The organism is Streptomyces sp. NPDC037290, from assembly GCF_055603245.1.
Genome location: NZ_JBVJVZ010000005.1, coordinates 477613 through 495149, shown reverse-complemented (window position 1 = coordinate 495149; position 17537 = coordinate 477613). Strand labels below are relative to the sequence as shown.

Below are 17537 nucleotides of genomic sequence, written 5' to 3'. Positions count from 1 at the left end.
GGAGGGAGGGTGCCCCACGCCGAACCGGCCAAGGCCGAGCGCAGCGACTACGCGTCGTAGTCCCGGTCGAAGCGGTCTTCCATCTCCGCTTCCGTGTCCTCGATGTCGCGCATGTTCTCGCGACCGCGCTGCGGCTGCTGCTGCTGACCACGCTGGGACTGCTGCTGGCCACGCTGCGACTGCTGCTGACCACGCTGGGGCTGCTGGCCACGCTGGGGCTGCTGCTGCTGGCCACGCTGGCCGGCCCGCTCACGGCCCTCACCGAGCTTCTGCTTGCCCTGTTCCTGCCACTCGTTGGCCTTGTCCTTCATACCCATGTGGGTTCACTCCCGTAGTGGGTGAGGTGGGGGAATCGGCCCCTCAGTGGGGCCTCACCCAGATTCACACGGCCGACCACGGTACGCACGTGGATCAGTCACGGTGCGTAGCACGAGCCGCTTCGTCCGCCGCACCACCTGCGCCTACGAGCCCCGAGCGCATCCCCTGCAGGCGCGGCGCGAAGCGTTTCATCTCGCGCTGCCCGACCGTCCCGATGAGCGCCGGAAGATACCCGCGCACACCCTGCATGCCTCGCAGCCACCATTGCCCGTACACATGCGCCGAGCGCCGCTCGATCCCCGCGACCAGCCGGTCCACCGCCGGTCCCAGCGGGTAGGTCTTGTTGGACGGCCACGGCAGCCGCTGCCGAAGCTCCCGCATGACGTCGTCCTGGTCGGCACCGCGCACCATGTCGGTGTCGGTCCAGGACAGGTACCCGACGCCGACGCGCACGCCCTGATGGCCGACCTCGGCGCGCAGACTGTGCGCGTACGCCTCCACACCCGATTTGGACGCGCAGTACGCCGTCATCATCGGCGCCGGGGTGATCGCGGCGAGCGAGGCGATCTGCAGCAGATAGCCCCGGCTCTCCACCAGGACCGGCAGGAACGCCCGCGCGGTCACCGCCGAACCGATCAGGTTCACCTCGATCACCCGGCGCCACGCCTGCGGATCGGAGTCGATGAACGGACCGCCCGTCGCCACACCGGCGTTGGCCACCACGATGTCGACCTTCCCGAACCGCGCCTTCACCTCCTGCGCGACCCGGCTCATCGTCTCGTGGTCGGTGACGTCGGCGTACCAGTGGGCGCTGTCGCTGTGCAGGCGTGAGGAGACGTCCTTGAGCGCCTCCTCCTCCAGTCCGACCAGCGCGACCTTCGCGCCGCGCGCGGAGAGCTTGCGCGCCAGCAGCTCACCGACCCCGCGCGCCGCTCCGGTGACGACCGCGACCTGCCCTTCGAGGCTGACCCTGCTCATGCGCCCTCCTTGATCTGTGCGCCTGTGGCCTTCTCGGTGGTGACGTACGTGGTGACGAGTTCCCGGATCCTGCCGGTCACGAGGTCGGGGGCCTCGATGGGGGTCATGTGGCCGACGCCGGTCAGCTCGGTGAGGCCGACGCACTGCGGCAGCGCGGCGACCAGCGCGCGGGCGTGCACGGGGGGCGTGAGGCGGTCGGACGCGCCGTGCAGGATCGCGGTGGGCGCGTGCAACTCCCGTACGCCGTGGTCGAGATCGAGCGCCTCGAGTACGGCGGCCCACGCGTGGCGCACGGCGCGCGGGCAGGCGTGCACGATCTGCGCGCACGCCTCCACCATGTGCGGGGCGGAACCGGCGCCCATGGTGGCGTACTTGAGGATGCTCTTCGCAACCGGCGTGACCGGCCCGAGCGGGGCGCGCGAACCGAGTACGCGCCCGGTGAGCCAGGTGCGCACCCGCCCCTCGCCGAGCGGCACCACGCGTGCCTGAGCGACCAGCCGCGAGCTGCCGGTGCTGCACAGCAGGACCGCGGCGGCGTGTTCACGGAAGCGGGGGCGCGTGGCCGCGGCCATGACCGTCATCCCGCCCATGGAGTGGCCGACGACCAGCGCTTTCTCCCCGCGCGCCAGCGTCTGCCCAAGCACCGCTTCCAGATCGTCCGCAAGCGCCTGGGTGGTGCACGCGGGGCTCGCGGGACTGCGGCCGTGCCCCCGCTGGTCGTACGCGATCACCCGGTGATCGGCCGCCAGGTCCCGTATCTGCGCCGCCCAGAAGGCGGTCGAGCAGGTCCAGCCGTGGGAGAGGACGACGGGGGGCGCGTCCTTGGGCCCGTGGACCTCGACGTGCAGCCGTGCGCCGTCGGCGGAGACGACGGTGAGTTCACGGGAGGGGATGGGCGGGGCGTACGGTCCGGAGGTCACGGAGGCGGGCCGGCTCATGCGGCGCCCTCGCTCCGCTGAGCGGCGGCCGCCGTCTTCTGCCCGGCCGCACCGGCCGGTTGGCCGCCGGGCTTCCGGATGACCTCGTACTCCCCCAGCTCCACCCGCCGGGTCGCACGCCGGAACTCGGACGTCGTACCGGGCCAGATGGTGGTGTTACGGCCGCTCGCGTCCAGGTACCAGCTGGTGCAGCCGCCGGTGTTCCACACCGTGCGCTTCATGCGCTCCTGGACCGTGCGGTTCCAGTGCTCGACGGCCGCGGGCCGGGCGTCGAGGGCCGTACAGCCGCCGAGGACGTCCAGTTGCCGCAGGTAGTCGGCCATGTAGTTCAGCTGGGACTCGATCATGAGGATCATGGAGGAGTTACCGAGGCCGGTGTTGGGCCCGATGATCGTCATCCAGTTCGGGAACCCTGCTGCGGTGGCGCCCCGCAGCGCCTGCATGCCGTTCTTCCAGGATTCGGCGAGCGTGATGCCCTCGGCCCCGATCACCCGCTCGGCGATCGGCAGGTCCGTGACGTGGAAGCCCGTACCGAACACGATCGCGTCGACCTCTGCCTCGGTGCCGTCCGCCGCGACCACGGTCGACCCGCGGATCTCGCTGAGCCCGCTGGCGACCACGTCCACGTTCGGCTTGGCCAGCGCGGGGTAGTACGCGCTGGACAGCAGGATCCGCTTGCAGCCGATGCGGTAGTCGGGGGTGAGTCTGGCGCGCAGGGCCGGGTCCTTGATGGCGCGGGCCATGTTGCGCCTGGCGAGCTGCTCGATGAGTCCGAGTTCGTCGGGGTGCTTGGTGAACGCCTGGACCTGCAGTTCCCGGATGCCCCACAGCAGGCCGCGCCGGAGCCGGGTGGTGAAGGGCACCGACCGGTGCAGCAGGCGCTCGGCTCCGCTGATGGCGCGGTCGACGCGGGGCATGACCCACGGCGGGGTGCGCTGGAAGAGGGTGAGCCGGCCGACCTGCGGCTGGATGGACGGCACGATCTGGATGGCGGAGGCGCCGGTGCCGACCATGGCGACGCGCTTGCCCCGCAGGTCGTAGTCGTGGTCCCAGCGGGCCGAGTGGAACACCTTGCCCGGGAAGGACTCGAGGCCCGGGATCTCGGGGATCTTCGGGTCGGACAGCGGCCCGGTGGCGGAGACGACGACGTCGGCGGTGAGCGTGCCGCGCACGGTCTCGATCTGCCACCACAGGTTCTCGGCGTCCCAGACCATCATCTTCACTTCGGAGTCGAAGCGGATGTGCGGGCGCAGCCCGAACAGGTCGGTGACGTGCTCCAGGTAGGCGCGGATGTGCCGCTGACCGGAGAAGGTGCGCGGCCAGTCGGGGTTGGGGGCGAAGGAGAAGGAGTAGAGGTGCGAGGGCACGTCACAGGCGCACCCGGGGTAGCTGTTGTCCCGCCAGGTGCCGCCGACGCTGTCCGCCCGCTCCAGGACGACGAAGTCGGTGATTCCTTCGCGGCGCAGCCGCACGGCGGCCCCGAGCCCGCCGAACCCGGACCCGATCACCGCCACCCGTACATGCTCGTGCTCGGCCATCCCGAAGCCTCCACGCATCGCCTTCGACTCTGCCAGTGAACACTGGCGCAATGGGACTGTAGAGCAGCTCCGTACCGAGCGGTAGGGGGCGGGAGAAGGAAGTTACCGGCGGTACACCATAGGCTTCGGGCGTGGCAGAGGACGCAGAACACCCGGGGGTACGGCCGCAGGCACGGCGCGAGTACCGCATGGAGGAGCTGGCCCGTCTGGCCGGCATCACCGTGCGCACACTGCGCTTCTACCGCGAGCGCAAGCTGATCCCACCACCCCGCCGCGAGGGCCGCATCGCCTGGTACGACGAGCACCACCTGGCCCGTCTGCGCACCATCGCCGCCCTGCTGGAACGCGGCCACACACTGAACGGCATCGCGGAACTCGCCGAGGCCCTCGACCAGGGCCGGAACGTCGCCGACCTGATCGGCGTCGGCACCCCCAGCGAGGAGGAACCGGTCCGCCTCACCCCCGAGGAACTCGCCGCCCGCTTCGAGGGCGAGGTCACCCCCGAGAACCTCGCCGCCGCCATGGAGCTCGGCTACCTCGGCACCGACGGCGACGAGATCGTCCACATCAGCCGCCGCCTGCTGGACGTCTCCTCCGCGCTGGTCCGCGAGGGCATCCCGCTCGGCGAGGTCCTCACGGCCGCAGCCCGCGTCCGCGAACACGCCGACGCCCTCGCCGAACTCTTCACCACGCTGATCCTGCGCCACGCCCCCGAGGAGGACCTGCACCGCCTGCGGCCGCTCGCCCGCAGCGTGGTGGAGGCGGAACTGTCCCTGGCCCTGGACCGGCGGATCAGCAAACGGAACTAGGGCCTGATCCGCCGGACAGGCCCTTGCGGTACCTCAGAGGTCGTAGACGACGGTCACCGGGGCGTGGTCCGACCAGCGCTCGGCGTGCGTGGCCGCGCGCTCGACGAAGCCCTTGACGGCCTTGCCGGCGAGACCGGGCGTGGCGGCGTGGTAGTCGATGCGCCATCCGGAGTCGTTGTCGAAGGCCCGCCCCCGGTACGACCACCAGGTGTACGGCCCCTCGACGTCCGGGTGCAGGGCCCGTACGACGTCGACGTAGCCGCCGTCCTCCGCGGCGAACACCCGGCCGAGCCACTGCCGCTCCTCGGGCAGGAAGCCGGAGTTCTTGGTGTTGGCGCGCCAGTTCTTGAGGTCGGCCTGCCGGTGGGCGATGTTCCAGTCGCCGCACACGACCGCCTCACGGCCGTCGGCGGCGGCCCGCTCGCGCAGCTCCTTGAGGTGGGCGAGGAACTCGCCCGTGAAGCGGAACTTCTCGTCCTGCCGCTCGGTGCCGACCTCGCCGGAGGGCAGGTAGAGGGAGGCGACGGTGACGCCCGGCAGGTCCGCCTCGACGTAGCGTCCGCTGCCGTCGAACTCGGAGGAGCCGAAGCCGACCCGGACGCGGTCGGGCTCGCGCCGGGTGTAGAGGGAGACGCCCGCGCGCCCCTTGGCCGCAGCCGGTGCGTGCACGACGTGCCAGCCGTCGGGCTGCCGCACCTCCTCGGGCAGCTGGTGCGGCTCGGCGCGCACCTCCTGCAGGCAGACGACGTCCGCGGAGGTCTGCGCGAGCCACTCCACGAAGCCCTTCCTGGCGGCGGCTCGCAGGCCGTTCACGTTCACCGAGGTCACAGTCAGCACCAGGGCACGATACCGGCACACTGGTCGGGGCCCGGAAAGCCCGGTGTCCGATTCCCGCATAGAAGTACGATGCCCAGCATGCATATACGCCGTGTCCGTTTCGACCACCCCGATGCCGTCAAGCTCAACGACGAGGTTCAGGCCGAATACGCCGAACGCTACGGCGACGACGGCGACGCCACCGTCCTCGCCGCCGCGGACTTCGACCCGCCCCGGGGCGTGTATCTGATCGCGTACGACGAGCACGACCGCCCCGTCGCGACCGGCGGCTGGCGCAGCCGGGACCGCAACGACGAGGGCAACGAGGACGGCGACGCCGAGCTCAAGCGCATGTACGTGGTCGCGGACATGCGCGGCCGGGGCCTGGCGCGGCGCATGCTCACGGCCCTGGAGGAGGACGCCCGCACCGCCGGCCGCTTCCGCATGGTCCTGGAGACGGGGACCAAGCAGCCGGAGGCCATCGCCCTGTACACCTCCTGCGGTTACGAGCCGTGCGTCAAGTTCGGCTACTACCGCCACCACGAGGACAGCCGCTGCTTCGCGAAGGAGCTGTAGACACGATGAAGCCCCAGTCGGCTTTCGCCGACTGGGGCTTCATGCTGCGTGGACCTGAGGGGATTTGAACCCCTGGCCCCCTCGATGCGAACTATGGGCAGGTAGGGCGCTGAGGTCTTTTTAGCTGGTCGCGGGGGTTCTTAGCGGGCGCGGCCGGACGCCTGGGGTCCCCGAAGTTGCTGTACTTCTGTGCTGTACCGCAGGCGGCCTGTCTCACTGGTTCCTCAACATAGGTTCGCCGATGAGCACCTGCAGTGGCGCTTACCCGCCATTCCTAACCAGGGCAGAGCCGTCGACAACTGCTTTTCCTGTCGTTGACACCCCTCGTACGGTCCGGAGACGGCCCCGGAGTGTGTCAGATCGCGGCACTCCAGCTCGGGCAGCCAGTCGGTGCCGGTGACGGTGCAGCCGCTGAAAGTGCCAAGACATTTATCTCCAGTTATGGTGATGTACTGAGCGGTTGCGGTGAGCGGACAGTCAACAGATGCTGGGGAATGGTGCAGCTCATAAGTTCAAAAGTTGGCTGCCCGTCGACCGTGACTGCGCCCTGGCCACATGGTTCTAGGAGATCGCATGAAGTTAAAACGGCGATTACTCTCGGTTAGTTCCCTCTGGGTGATGGTGGTCTGCTTATTGGCAGCCCCCGCCATGGCATCATCCAGGCTGATCCCTCTCAAGGAGAAGGTTGGTGATCCGTTCACCGTCTTCCATTTGGGCCGGTCAGTCAAAGACCCGCGTCAGGCATTCTTTGTGCCCTACCGCGGCAACCCGGTCGTCAGGGGGCCGAATCTGTATGCGGCCAACCCCGTCAAGGCGGGCGGCGTCTGGAACGTCTACTTCGGTGGTTGGCGCGCCGCAGGACAGCAGAACGACGAGATCTACCTGTCTAGGACCAGAGACGACACACTTACCCATGGTTTCTCTGGTATCAGCACAATTATCGGTCACGGCGTTTACACACACGTCAACGACCCCTCAGTGGTAAAACTCAAGGACGTTAGACTCAAGAACGGTAGACTCAAGCACGGTAACTGGGTCATGGCGATGACCACCGCACCGACAGGTACTACCGCTAACTGCTCAACACTGCTTTCCCCCGACGGGGTTCACTGGCCACAGCTGACCGACCGTAGCCACGAGGTCACGATTCGGGGAGCGCGCGTCACCATGTGCGGCCGCCCGTCGCTGATCTTTAACTCCCACTATAAGGACAGGCACCACCGGTGGCGGTGGGAGATGTACTTCGACGGCTCGGTCAACGGCAGCGTTTGGTCGCAGCACCTGGCTGTCTCCTACGAGGCTTTCCCGAGGCACTTCACCTACGTACGACTGATCGGCCTCATGGGCGACGCCGACATCAAGCTTGTCAACGGGCAGTACATCGCCGCTTATCGCAGGATCGGTCCCGGCATGGACTCATGGTGGCGCCTGCGTTACGCCACCAGCCGGGACGGCCTCCACTTTGCCGAACACGGCCAGTTGGTGGCCCCTGACCCGCTGGCCGGCTACGACGACTGCGGTGTGACCAACCCGGGCTGGGCCATCAACGAGAAGGGCCTGATCACTGCGGTCATGTATGCCGGCACGCCCTCCTGCCCCTGGACAAGCCAACAACTCGGCGTGGCCCTGCCGCAGGCGGAGGTGACCCTTTTCACCGGCAACGTCACCCATACGCACCGGCAGGCCATCAGCGCCACCGCACAGCGCATCGACACCCACCAGTACAACAATGTCGACCGGGTCATGATTATTCCACAGCCCGGCGCACGCCCGATCATCAACCAACCAGTCCATGGCACCCGTAGGGACGCATGGGCTGTTAAATAACGTTTCCGTGCCCCGCATACCCTCTTCCGGGCTATCCGGTTAGGCTGGCTGGTACCGTTGCGGCTCACCCGCTGGTTACTGATCACGGGTGAGCCGTCACCGGCGCAACCGGGCGACGCGGTCGGCGTAGCGACTTTGGCCGGGAGCTGCTTTGGCGCGAGTGATCATGGCCCCGTAAGCTTCCGGCGCGTCGGGCAGTCTGTGGACCTGCCCGCTAAGGCACGACGTTGGGGCCATGATCTTCGAGGCTCGCGCCAAAGTGGCTGGCTAAAGTCGCGGAGCCGACCGCCCCAGCCACAGAGGGGTTCTCCCCTCTCATGGCCTCGCCCGCCATCCGGCCGGCCTGGCGCGTGGATCACTGGGCCGTACGAACGCCCGCGCATCTGGCAGCGTCGGCCCGCATGCCACCGCCACCACGATCCGGCCTCTTGCGGTAACAAAGCGTCTTTGACCTGCACCGTTGGGGATCACTGTTCGTTCCCGTGCCCGTGTTGGAATGTGGCCGCTGCGTGCGGCGACGGACGGGCGGCGACGTGCGGCCGGTGGCGAAGACAGTGAGGCGGCGCGGCGGCGACCGGCCGGCGCCGCGCGCTTGGCGCGGCCCTCGGGTCTTGATCCGACCTACCGGAAGTAGGCAACCGGGTGGAAAGGGGTACGCGGTGGCCCTGGTAGCGGGGTGCTGGGGTTGAGCTGCTGTTGCGTCGTTCCCTTCCTGAGGCCGGATCGTGGTGGCGGTGGTATGTGGGTCGGGAGCGGCCGTTGATGCGCTTGGGCGGAGGGTGCGGCGGTCGGGTTGGCGATGATCCAAGAGTGCCGTTGACCGCCGGACCAGCGAGCGAAGCGAGCCTTGATGAAGTAGGGAAACTCTGTCCGCGGGACTCAGCTGGTGCGGCTGAGCGCGGTCAGGTGGTTCAAGTACTCGCGGCCGGCTGCTTCGTCGGCGTAGTCGCGATTGACGATCGCGGCCAGTTCGCGACTCACCATGAGGAGTGATGGCAGCGATTGCCGATCACCCTTGAGCGCCCACTCGCCGTAGTTCACGGCTGCGTCCAGGTCGCCCTGTCGGGCCGCGACCACTCCAAGCGTGATCCTGGCCTCGGCCATGCGCATGGGCGAGCGCTCGGTTCCGTCGAAGTCTGTTCCCGCACGGATGACCTCGTGGGCAAGGTTCTCCGCGAAGCGGTCCTCTCCGAGCAGTCGGTAGCAATCCATGGCGTAGAAGTCATACTTCGCCGGGTCCACCACGAAGTGGTTATCAAGATTCTCGGGGTACGGCATTCCTTCGAGCAGCTTCCGGCCGCGATCAAGCGCAACCTCGGTCTGTCGACGATCGCCGAGTCGCGCCCACCCCTTCGCTTCCTGCGCGGCGAGCTGGACGGCGACACCCTTGCTTGGAGCGGCGTCTGTGCCGGCCTGTGAAGCAGCGAGGATTCCGCGGTAGTCGCCAGTCGTGAGGGCGAACCATGCGCGCATCTCATGCGCCCATCCGGCGATCTCCGAATTGCCTGCCTCATTGGCAAGGGACAGCGCTGCACGGCGCGTGCTCTCGGCGGCGGATCGCTCGCCCATGTCGTACTCGACGCAGCCGATCAACAGGGCCAGCCAGCCAGACAGGGTGAGTACCTCGCGGTGCTGAGCAAGGGTGAGCCGCTGCGATTGCAGGCTGGCCACTCGCTTGAGCCACTGTCGGCCTTCCATAGCAAGCTGATCGCTCGGGAGGTACGGGTACTCGGAGCACAGTCGATCGGTGGTGATCCGCAGGGCGTCCAGGGTGGCCGTGTCGACATCAGAAGCCTGCAAGCGGCTGATGATGTCCAGTGTCTCCATGCCAGTGGCTGCGATGATCTCCGCGTTCCCGTCTCGCCTGTTGGCGACAGGGAAGATCGCGTGCGTCACCGTTCCGAAGGTTGCGGCAATGATCGGTTGGTAGAACTCGCTCGGCGTGACTTCGCCTGACTCCCACCGCTTCCACTGCCGGATCATGCTCGCGCCTTCAGGCAAGCGCTTCGGGGAGTGCGCCCGCAAGGCCGCAACGGCTTCGGCCTGTGACCACTGCCGCGCCTCTCGCTCTGCCGCAATGCGCCGTGCCCATGCCGGACGGTCGTCGCTCATGTGCCCTCCCATCGGGGTGCCTGCTTCGAGTCTGGCATCCCATAGGCCGGTGACACGGGGGGTGACAGCGGGTTGACACCAAGGCTGTCCCCCAGTGACACCACGCCTGTCACTAGTTGCACGATCACGGAGCGCGCATGGTGGATCACCAGTCAGGCGCCGCCCTTGTGATCGGCTCGCATCTCCAACTCGGCCACCCGGGCGGCAAGTTTTCGGATCTCGGAGTGGATTGCGTTGATCTCTTCCCGCTTAACGGGCTCGGCCTCCGCCTCTGCTTCGGTCGAGGGTGCCTCCACGAAGTACCCCCTGGTGGGCACGGACGTGATCAGCCCTTCCTCGATGAGGATCTGGAGCGCGTTCTTGATGGTGACCTGCGTGACCGTGAACCGGTCCGCGAGCTCACGAAGCGATGCCAAACGATGGCCTGCGGGAAGCGGAGCGCTTGTGATCTCCGAGCGCAAGGCATCGGCGATTTGCACCTTCTTGGGCCTCGGATCGTGGGCAGCAATGGTCATGCGTCGAGCGTATCGACTGATCCGCAGTAGTGCACCGTATTGCGCACTACCCCTTGTGCTCTAGTCTGCAATAGTGCACAGTAGAGCAATGTGCTCAACCGGCAGAGGGCGGCGCCCAACCGCCAAGTAGTTCGCCGCCCTCCCAATCCCCCTGAAAGGGAGTTCCATCATGCAGCAGATCCCCGTGGACACCGCCGGCGCGACGTTGATGGTGGCTCAGCCGCCGCAGCCGAAGTACGCGAACCAGAAGACCCAGGAGCGGGCTGCGGACACGCGGACCGGTGAGCTTCTGGTGACGCTGGACGTGCTGTTCGTGATGAACGGCAACGCCGAGGTCGTCAAGGTCACCGTCGGTGAGTCCGCCATCTCCGGTGAGCTGGCGATGGGTACCCAGGTGGCGTTGACCGGTCTGGTGGCGCGGCCGTGGGAGAACGAGTTCAACGGCCAGAAGCGGCACGGCATCAGCTTCCGCGCGGTCGCGGTGACCGCCGTGGACGCCGGCGGCTCGAAGAACCTGCAGGCTGCCTGACATGCGGTGGCTACTGATCGCCGCCGTGGTGGTCTTAGTCGGGTTGGCGCTGCTGCTTCGGTGGCGCCGCCCCGCCTGGTTCTGGATGACCTTCGGGGTCGTCTACGCCATCTTCAAGGTCCGTTTTCGCTACGCGCCGGTCATGGACGCCTGTGACCTGACAGTGCCGGCCTCTCGGTTCCGGCTGTGGCTGGCCCGGATGTTCAAGTGGGAGATCCCTCGGCAGAGGGTGCCCCGCCTGATGTGGATCAAGCCGACCCGGACGGGCTTGCGGCTGCGGATCCGGATGCAGCCGGGTCAGGACGCCTTCGACTACTCGGCGGCCGTGGATCGGCTGCGGCACGCCTTCGGTGTCCATCAGGTCACCTCTCGCGAGATCAAGCCCGGTGTCGTCGAGATCGCCACGACCGGCTACGACGTGCTCAAGCGGGTGCAGATGCCGGCTCGGACCGACCGGCGTGAGCTGCGGATCCCGGTCGCGCTGTGTGAGGACGGCTCGGTGCACTACCGCGACTACAAGGAGGTGCCGCACTCGGTCACCCTCGGCGCGGTTGGCTCCGGCAAGTCCGTCACCCAACGCCGTGTGATCAAGGAACTCGCCGCGCAGCGCGTCGCCCTGGTCGGCATCGACTGCAAGAACGGCGTGGAACTCGCCCCGCTCGCCCGCCGGTTCTCCGCCCTCGCGGACAACCCGGACGACGCTGCCGACCTGCTCGAAGCCTTGGTTGCACGGATGAACGCGACGTATCAGGTGATCCGACGGGAACAGCGGATCAGCGCGGATACCCCGGACGTGGAGATCACCGCGAACATCTGGGGCCTGCCCGAGCACCTTCGCCCGGTGCCGGTGGTGCTCACCATCGACGAGATCGCCGAACTCGCCCTGTTCACCACCAGCGCGGAGAAGAAGCGCCGTGAGCGCATCATCGTCGCCCTGGTCCGCCTGGCCCAACTCGGCCGCGCGGCTGGCATCTTCCTCGACATCTACGGGCAGCGCTTCGGCTCCGAACTCGGCGACGGCATCACGATGTTGCGCGCTCAGCTCACGGGCCGGATGGCGCATCGGGTCAACGACGAGTCGTCGGCGAAGATGGCGTTCGGCGATGTGTCCCCGCATGCGGTGTTCGCAGCGACGCAGATCCGCAATGACCGGCCCGGTATGGCCGTGGTCGGCTACTCCAACGGCGAGTGGACCCGCATCCGGGCCCCGCACACGTCGATGCGGGAAGCTGTGGCCGCGTGCAACAGGCACGCTGAACTCACCCCAGAAATCCCGGAGTTGGCCCGCTTCCTGCCCGTGCTCGACGCCGGCCCCATCGAGGCGCCCGCGTCGGCTGAGCCGTTCGCCGAAGCCGCCTGATCCCTTCCGCTCAACGGTCGGCGCGACCGCCTCGCGCCAGGTCCCTATCCGAGCCATGCCCGAAGAAGGAGATCACCCGTCATGTGCCCCAACTGCGAGGACTTCGTCCTCACCGTGGCGATGCTCGGTCGACTCGCCCTCTACGCCGACACCCCGGGCGCTGACCTGGACTTCGTCGAGACCCTGGGCCCGTGCCTGGCGGTGTCACTGCCGGAGCCTCCGCCCGGTCTGTTCCCGCCCGGCTACGACCCCACCGACGGCCCCGACTACCCCGGCGAGGGGTGGACGCCGTGACCGCCGCGAGGAAGCCCGCCACCCGCCGCAGGACAGCGAAGCCCGAGTCCGCGAAGTGCCCGGACTGCGACGGCCACGGCGAGATCACCGAAGCCGTCAAGGTCGGCGCCCGCAAAGGACGCATCACCGACCACCGGCAAACCGGCCTGTGCCTGACCTGCCTCGGCACCGGCGAAGCCCCCACCGACTGAACACCCCGCCGGGACGGGCGACCGGACACGCTCCCCGCCCGTCCCCGGCTCAACCCCTCGAAGGAGGTGAAGAGCATGACTCGCACGATCCGCCCGGACGCCGTCCTCGTACAGGCCGTGATCGCCGGTGCCCTGTCCTTCGCCCACCTGCACTACCTCGCCCAGGCCGCCGGACAAACCGGCTGGAAAGCCTGGGCCTACCCGATCAGCGTCGACCTGCTGCTCGTGGCCGCGTGGCGCCGCCTGCGTGTCGACGGCCCGTCCCGACTGGCCTGGTGCTGGTTCCTGGTCGCCCTGGTCGCCTCGCTCGGCGCGAACATCGCCACCGCCGGCTTCCTCGACCTGGCCAACCCGCCCGCCCTGCTCCGCCTCGGCGTCGCCGGCTGGCCCGCCCTCGCCTTCCTCGGCGGCACCCTGCTCGCCCACAGCTCCGCACCCCGGACGGTGGCCGACGATCACGTCTCGGACGTCCCCGAGCCGGCCACGGTGACACGCGCTCCCGAGCCCGCCCCCGAACCCGTCGCGGAACCGGAGTCGATCCCCGCCGCCGAAGCGGCCCCCGCTCTTCCGGAAGCCCCTGCCCCTCCGGCTGTCGCTGCCCCTCCGGCGCTCGTGGCGCACGCCCGCCGGATCGCCGACGACCACCAGGCACGCACCGGATCACCGATCGACCTCAACACCCTGCGCGCCCGCCTGGGTGTCCCGCCCGCCATGGCCGACGCCATCGCCGCCCACCTCGCCTGAACCAGAAAGGACTTGAACCCATGGGCTTCCTTTTCCAGCGCCTCGTGCGCTACGGCCCCGTCGAGATCGGCCGCGCCCTGACCAAGAGCGGCGACAAGGGCTACATCGCCTCCTGCACCGCCGATCAGTGCGGCTGGTCGGCCGAACACACCACCTACGGCGCGGTCTGCATCGCGGCCAAGGGGCACCGCTGCCGGATCACGAGCAAGTACGAGAACCGGAAGGGCTGACGTCATGTCCGTGCCGCTGTGGTTCTTCATCGCCTGCCTGGCTGTGCTCGGCGTCAAGTTCGTCCGCCCGCCGCTCTGGCTCGTGCTGGTCCTGCTGATCGGCGGCTACTTCCTCGCCCCGCTCTTCGACCCGTTCGTCAAGTAACCATCCCTGGAAGGGAGTTCAACTCATGTTCAGGCCCCACTTGCCGGTCAACGAGAAGCCCACGCGCGAGATCATCCCGACCATCACCGCCCTCGGTGCCGTCGTCCCGCACGAGTCCGGACACGCCCCATGCGGCTGCCAGCACCACACCCCGGCCCCCGTCGCCCCGGCCACCTCCCGGCCGGCCGTTCAGCTCACGCCCGGCGCCCTGGTGGTGCTCGTCGTCGGCGGCACCATCGTCGTCCTCACCGTCGGCGCCGTGCTGGTCTCCATGCTCCTCGCGGTCGCCATCACCGCCGGCTCACTCGCCATCGTCGCGCTGGTGGTCCGCTCGATCCTCGCCAGCGAGGCCAAACAGCGCCGCTGACCGGCCCCGGAGCGGTCTCAACCGCCAAGTCTCGCCCGCTCCGGTGCCGCGCCTCCTGCCCGAACCCAACGATCCGGAAGGAACTCCCATCATGACGCAGTCCACCCGCCCGGCGCGCATCTGCCAGAGCTGCGACGGCTTCGCCTCCGTCAAGGTCACCCTCGGCGGACGCGACCGCCACGGCCACCTGCGCACCATCACCGCCCACTGCCCGGCCTGCCACGGCACCGGCACCCGCACCGTTCGCCGGCTGCACTTGGCCGAATGGGAGGTGGCCGCGTGACCGACTCCGCCACCCTGGCGGCGGGCCTGGATGCGGCCACCCTCGGCGACATGCTGCGGGTGGCCGCATCCCCCGGCTTCGACCGCTGGCAAGACCAGATCCGCCGTACCGGCGGCTGCTCGGACCCGATCCACCTCACCGGCTGGTCCATCACCAAAGACAAGTCGACCGGCGAGACCCTGCGCAACTACACCACCGACACCGAACCCGGCGGCCGGCTGCGCATCGCCTGCGGCAACCGCCGCGCCTCCCGCTGCCCCTCCTGCGCCTGGACCTACGCCGGCGACACCTACCACCTCATCCGGGCCGGACTCATCGGCGACACCCGCCACGACATCCCCGCCACCATCCGGCACCGACCCCGCGTCTTCGCCACCCTCACCGCCCCGTCCTTCGGCCCCGTCCACAACCGGCCCACGCACGGCACCTGCCGCTGCGGCCGGTCCCACCGCGACGACGACCCGGCACTCGGCACACCACTCGCCCCTGACTCCTACGACTACGCCGGGGCGGTCCTGTTCAACAACCATGCCGGGGAGCTGTGGCACCGCTTCGTCAACCGGCTGCGCCGCGAGATCGCCGCCCAGGTCGGCATCAGCCAGAAGGCGTTCAAAGAGGTCGCGCGACTGTCGTACGGCAAGGTTGCCGAGTTCCAGAAGCGCGGAGCCGTCCACTTCCATGCCGTGATCCGCCTCGACGGACCCGACGGGCCCGACACCGCCCCGCCCTCCTGGGCGAGCACGGAACTGCTCACCCGCGCCATCCGCGACGCCGCCGCACACCCCTACGCCACCGCCGAAGTCCCCGCGCGCGAAGCCGCCGGCTTCCCCCGCGGATGGTCCCTGAGGTGGGGGCGACAGCTCGACGTCCGCCCGATCAAGGCATTCGGCGACGACTCCGAGATCACCGAACAGGCCGTGGCCTCCTACGTCGCCAAGTACGCCACCAAAGCCGCAGAGAACACCGGCACCCCCGATACGGCCGTCTACTGCCGCTCGTGCCGCGGAACGGGCCGATCTCGCCTGTACGACCGAGATGGTTCAGCCCTCAGCCAGTGCGCCACCTGCCACGGCAACGGCCTGGGCGAAGACCTCGCCCAGCTGGACGTCCCCGAGCACGCACGCCGCCTCATGGCTGCCTGCATCCAATTGCAACCGCTCTATCCCGGCCGCAACCTTGCCCGCTGGGCTCACATGCTCGGCTTCCGCGGGCACTTCTCCTCCAAGTCCCGCCGCTACTCCACCACCCTCGGCGTGCTGCGGCAGATCCGTGCCGACTACCGCGCCGCCCAGGAACGCGAAGCGCTCGGCCTCGACGGCCACGAACCCGGCACCGTGCTCGTCCTCGCTTCCTGGCAGTACGCCGGCCACGGCCACACCCCCGGCGAATCCGCCCTCGCCGCCTCCATCGCCCGCGATCTCCAACTCAACCGCGAAACCGCCCGCGAAGCCCTGCACGACCAACCCGCCTTGGAAGGAGCCGCCGCATGACCACCACAGTGATCGAACGAAAGTGGTACACCACAGCGGAGGTCGCTGAGATGCTCGGTTACGGCCTCTCCAAGACCAAGATGCTGGTCTTGACGGGGAAGATCCGTTCTATCAAGGACGGCCGCCACCGCCGCATTCTGCCCCGATACGTAGACGAGTACGTCGAACGCCGTGCGCAGGAAGCCGAACAGGGGTGGTCGGCATGAGCGGCAAGCGCGGCAACGGCGAAGGCTCGATCTACCCCTATAAGAACGGCTTCGCCGCATACGTCTGGGTCACCACACCGGAGGGCGACCGCAAGCGCAAGTACGTCTACGGCAAGACCCGCGACGAGGTCCATGACAAGTGGATCAAACTCCACGCTGAGGCCAAGGAAGGGCCGGTAGTTACGTCGACACCGACCCTGGCCCAGTACCTCGTGCGGTGGATCAAGGAGGTTGTAGAGCCTGACCTGAAGCCCAAGACGGCTGAGACCTACGCCATGCATGTCCGGCTGTACATCGTGCCGGGTCTAGGCTCGAAGCGGCTCGACAAGCTCACCGTGCGCGATGTGCGGAATTGGGTGAACACCCTCCTGGATCAGTGCCAGTGCTGTGCACAGGGCCTAGATGCGAAGCGGGATGAGCCGCGTTGTTGCGCCGCCGGCGACTGCTGCGAGCGCATCCCGTCGCGTCGCACGGTGCAGGATGCTCGCGCGGTCCTGCGGTCGGCCCTGACCAACGCTATGACGGAAGAGTTGATCTCGAAGAACGTGGCGGGCCTGGTCAAGGTGCGCTCGGCGCGGAAGAAGAAGCGGCACCCGTGGTCCGTGGAAGAGGCTCGCCAGTTCCTCGAATCGGCAAGCGCGGCCCGTGATCCGCTGTACGCGGCCTACGTGCTCATCCTGGTCTTGGGCTTCCGGCGCGGCGAGGTGCTGGGCCTGACCTGGGAGAACGTGAACCTGGACGCCGGAGAGATCACAGTGCAGATGCAGCTACAGCGGATCAACCGGCGCTTGGTCCATGACGAGACCAAGACCGAGGCGTCGACGGCCACGCTCCCGCTTCCTGAGATCTGCGTCGCGGCCCTCCAGCTGCGGCGGAAAGAGCAGGAGCTTTCCAGGCAGGCTGCCGGTGAGCTGTGGACGGCCAACGACTTCGTGTTCACCACGCGCTACGGCACGCCGTTCGAACCTCGCAACTTCAACCGTCGGTTCATGGACCGCTCCGCCCGCACCAGCGTCCGCCGTATCCGGCTGCACGACACCCGGCACACCTGCGGCTCACTGCTCGCCGCCCTGGACGTACACCCGCGCGTCGCCATGCAGATCCTTCGACACAGCAAGATCGCGGTAACCATGGAGGTGTACACGCACGTCCCGTCCGAAGCGACTCGGCGGGCGCTGCGCAAGCTCGGCAAGCACCTCGGAAAGCAAGATCCGAAGTAGTTGCTGTACTTCGCTGCTGTAGGACATGTCAAAGCCCCGGTCGGGAGATCC

The 17537-nt window shown here is 68.3% G+C and carries 22 protein-coding genes; 15 read left to right on the top strand and 7 right to left on the bottom strand.

Features of this window, described 5'->3' with window-relative positions:
- Positions 1-47: 47 nt before the first annotated feature.
- From ACZ7HQ_RS20995 to ACZ7HQ_RS20980, 4 genes are all read right to left on the bottom strand, one after another.
- Entirely contained in the window at positions 48-317 is a 270-nt protein-coding gene (locus ACZ7HQ_RS20995) for a hypothetical protein (RefSeq protein WP_470991768.1), read from the bottom strand.
- Positions 318-411: 94 nt separating this feature from the next.
- Positions 412-1296, bottom strand: coding sequence for an SDR family oxidoreductase (locus ACZ7HQ_RS20990; protein WP_470991765.1), 885 nt, complete (start codon positions 1294-1296; stop codon positions 412-414).
- Positions 1293-2234: an alpha/beta fold hydrolase gene (locus ACZ7HQ_RS20985; RefSeq protein ID WP_470991762.1), complete on the bottom strand. Its 942-nt coding sequence runs from the start codon at positions 2232-2234 to the stop codon at positions 1293-1295. The genes ACZ7HQ_RS20990 and ACZ7HQ_RS20985 overlap by 4 nt, the downstream gene beginning before the upstream one ends.
- The gene (locus ACZ7HQ_RS20980) at positions 2231-3772 is read right to left on the bottom strand and encodes a flavin-containing monooxygenase (RefSeq protein ID WP_470991759.1); all 1542 of its coding nucleotides are present in this window, start codon (positions 3770-3772) and stop codon (positions 2231-2233) included. The genes ACZ7HQ_RS20985 and ACZ7HQ_RS20980 overlap by 4 nt, the downstream gene beginning before the upstream one ends.
- A 188-nt stretch (positions 3773-3960) precedes the next feature.
- On the opposite strand from ACZ7HQ_RS20980, the gene ACZ7HQ_RS20975 reads away from it, so the two are divergent.
- Positions 3961-4581 (top strand): MerR family transcriptional regulator, encoded by a 621-nt coding sequence (locus ACZ7HQ_RS20975; protein WP_470992271.1) that lies wholly within the window; start codon positions 3961-3963, stop codon positions 4579-4581.
- 33 nt (positions 4582-4614) lie between these two features.
- On the opposite strand, the gene ACZ7HQ_RS20970 is transcribed toward ACZ7HQ_RS20975, so the two are convergent.
- A complete protein-coding gene (locus ACZ7HQ_RS20970; protein WP_470991756.1) occupies positions 4615-5418 on the bottom strand; it encodes an exodeoxyribonuclease III in 804 nt (267 codons plus the stop codon).
- A gap of 78 nt (positions 5419-5496) precedes the next feature.
- On the opposite strand from ACZ7HQ_RS20970, the gene ACZ7HQ_RS20965 reads away from it, so the two are divergent.
- Entirely contained in the window at positions 5497-5973 is a 477-nt protein-coding gene (locus ACZ7HQ_RS20965; protein WP_470991753.1) for a GNAT family N-acetyltransferase, read from the top strand.
- A gap of 573 nt (positions 5974-6546) precedes the next feature.
- Positions 6547-7800 (top strand): hypothetical protein, encoded by a 1254-nt coding sequence (locus ACZ7HQ_RS20960; RefSeq protein WP_470991749.1) that lies wholly within the window; start codon positions 6547-6549, stop codon positions 7798-7800.
- Positions 7801-8679: 879 nt separating this feature from the next.
- On the opposite strand, the gene ACZ7HQ_RS20955 is transcribed toward ACZ7HQ_RS20960, so the two are convergent.
- Together ACZ7HQ_RS20955 and ACZ7HQ_RS20950 are read right to left on the bottom strand one after the other, a co-directional pair.
- Positions 8680-9912, bottom strand: coding sequence for a helix-turn-helix domain-containing protein (locus ACZ7HQ_RS20955; RefSeq protein WP_470991746.1), 1233 nt, complete (start codon positions 9910-9912; stop codon positions 8680-8682).
- Between the two features lie 152 nt (positions 9913-10064).
- Positions 10065-10427, bottom strand: coding sequence for a GntR family transcriptional regulator (locus ACZ7HQ_RS20950; protein WP_470991743.1), 363 nt, complete (start codon positions 10425-10427; stop codon positions 10065-10067).
- Between the two features lie 169 nt (positions 10428-10596).
- Here ACZ7HQ_RS20950 and ACZ7HQ_RS20945 point away from each other — a divergent pair, with 169 nt between their 5' ends.
- The 12 genes from ACZ7HQ_RS20945 (at position 10597) to ACZ7HQ_RS20890 (ending at position 17486) form a co-directional block, all read left to right on the top strand.
- On the top strand, positions 10597-10956 hold the full coding sequence (locus ACZ7HQ_RS20945; RefSeq protein ID WP_470991740.1) for an SCO3933 family regulatory protein: 360 nt from the start codon (positions 10597-10599) through the stop codon (positions 10954-10956).
- A gap of 1 nt (position 10957) precedes the next feature.
- Positions 10958-12316 carry an FtsK/SpoIIIE domain-containing protein gene (locus tag ACZ7HQ_RS20940; RefSeq protein WP_470991737.1) on the top strand — a complete coding sequence of 453 codons (1359 nt, stop codon included), beginning with the start codon at positions 10958-10960 and terminating at the stop codon, positions 12314-12316.
- 81 nt (positions 12317-12397) lie between these two features.
- On the top strand, positions 12398-12610 hold the full coding sequence (locus ACZ7HQ_RS20935) for a hypothetical protein (RefSeq protein ID WP_470991734.1): 213 nt from the start codon (positions 12398-12400) through the stop codon (positions 12608-12610).
- Positions 12607-12801, top strand: coding sequence for a hypothetical protein (locus ACZ7HQ_RS20930; protein ID WP_470991731.1), 195 nt, complete (start codon positions 12607-12609; stop codon positions 12799-12801). Before ACZ7HQ_RS20935 ends, ACZ7HQ_RS20930 begins: the two co-directional genes overlap by 4 nt.
- 75 nt (positions 12802-12876) lie before the next feature.
- Positions 12877-13545 (top strand): DUF2637 domain-containing protein, encoded by a 669-nt coding sequence (locus ACZ7HQ_RS20925; protein ID WP_470991728.1) that lies wholly within the window; start codon positions 12877-12879, stop codon positions 13543-13545.
- Between the two features lie 20 nt (positions 13546-13565).
- Positions 13566-13775, top strand: a complete 210-nt coding sequence (locus ACZ7HQ_RS20920) for a mobile element transfer protein (protein ID WP_470991725.1) — start codon at positions 13566-13568, stop codon at positions 13773-13775.
- A 4-nt stretch (positions 13776-13779) separates the two neighbouring features.
- Positions 13780-13920, top strand: a complete 141-nt coding sequence (locus tag ACZ7HQ_RS20915) for a hypothetical protein (protein WP_470991722.1) — start codon at positions 13780-13782, stop codon at positions 13918-13920.
- 25 nt (positions 13921-13945) lie between these two features.
- Complete coding sequence (locus ACZ7HQ_RS20910; RefSeq protein WP_470991719.1) at positions 13946-14287, top strand: SpdD-like protein; 342 nt, start codon at positions 13946-13948, stop codon at positions 14285-14287.
- Between the two features lie 91 nt (positions 14288-14378).
- Positions 14379-14570 (top strand): hypothetical protein, encoded by a 192-nt coding sequence (locus tag ACZ7HQ_RS20905; protein WP_470991716.1) that lies wholly within the window; start codon positions 14379-14381, stop codon positions 14568-14570.
- A 50-nt stretch (positions 14571-14620) separates the two neighbouring features.
- Complete coding sequence (locus ACZ7HQ_RS20900) at positions 14621-16060, top strand: replication initiator (protein WP_470992268.1); 1440 nt, start codon at positions 14621-14623, stop codon at positions 16058-16060.
- A complete protein-coding gene (locus ACZ7HQ_RS20895; protein WP_470991713.1) occupies positions 16057-16266 on the top strand; it encodes a helix-turn-helix domain-containing protein in 210 nt (69 codons plus the stop codon). The genes ACZ7HQ_RS20900 and ACZ7HQ_RS20895 overlap by 4 nt, the downstream gene beginning before the upstream one ends.
- Positions 16254-17486, top strand: a complete 1233-nt coding sequence (locus ACZ7HQ_RS20890; RefSeq protein WP_470991706.1) for a site-specific integrase — start codon at positions 16254-16256, stop codon at positions 17484-17486. Before ACZ7HQ_RS20895 ends, ACZ7HQ_RS20890 begins: the two co-directional genes overlap by 13 nt.
- Positions 17487-17537: the final 51 nt, after the last annotated feature.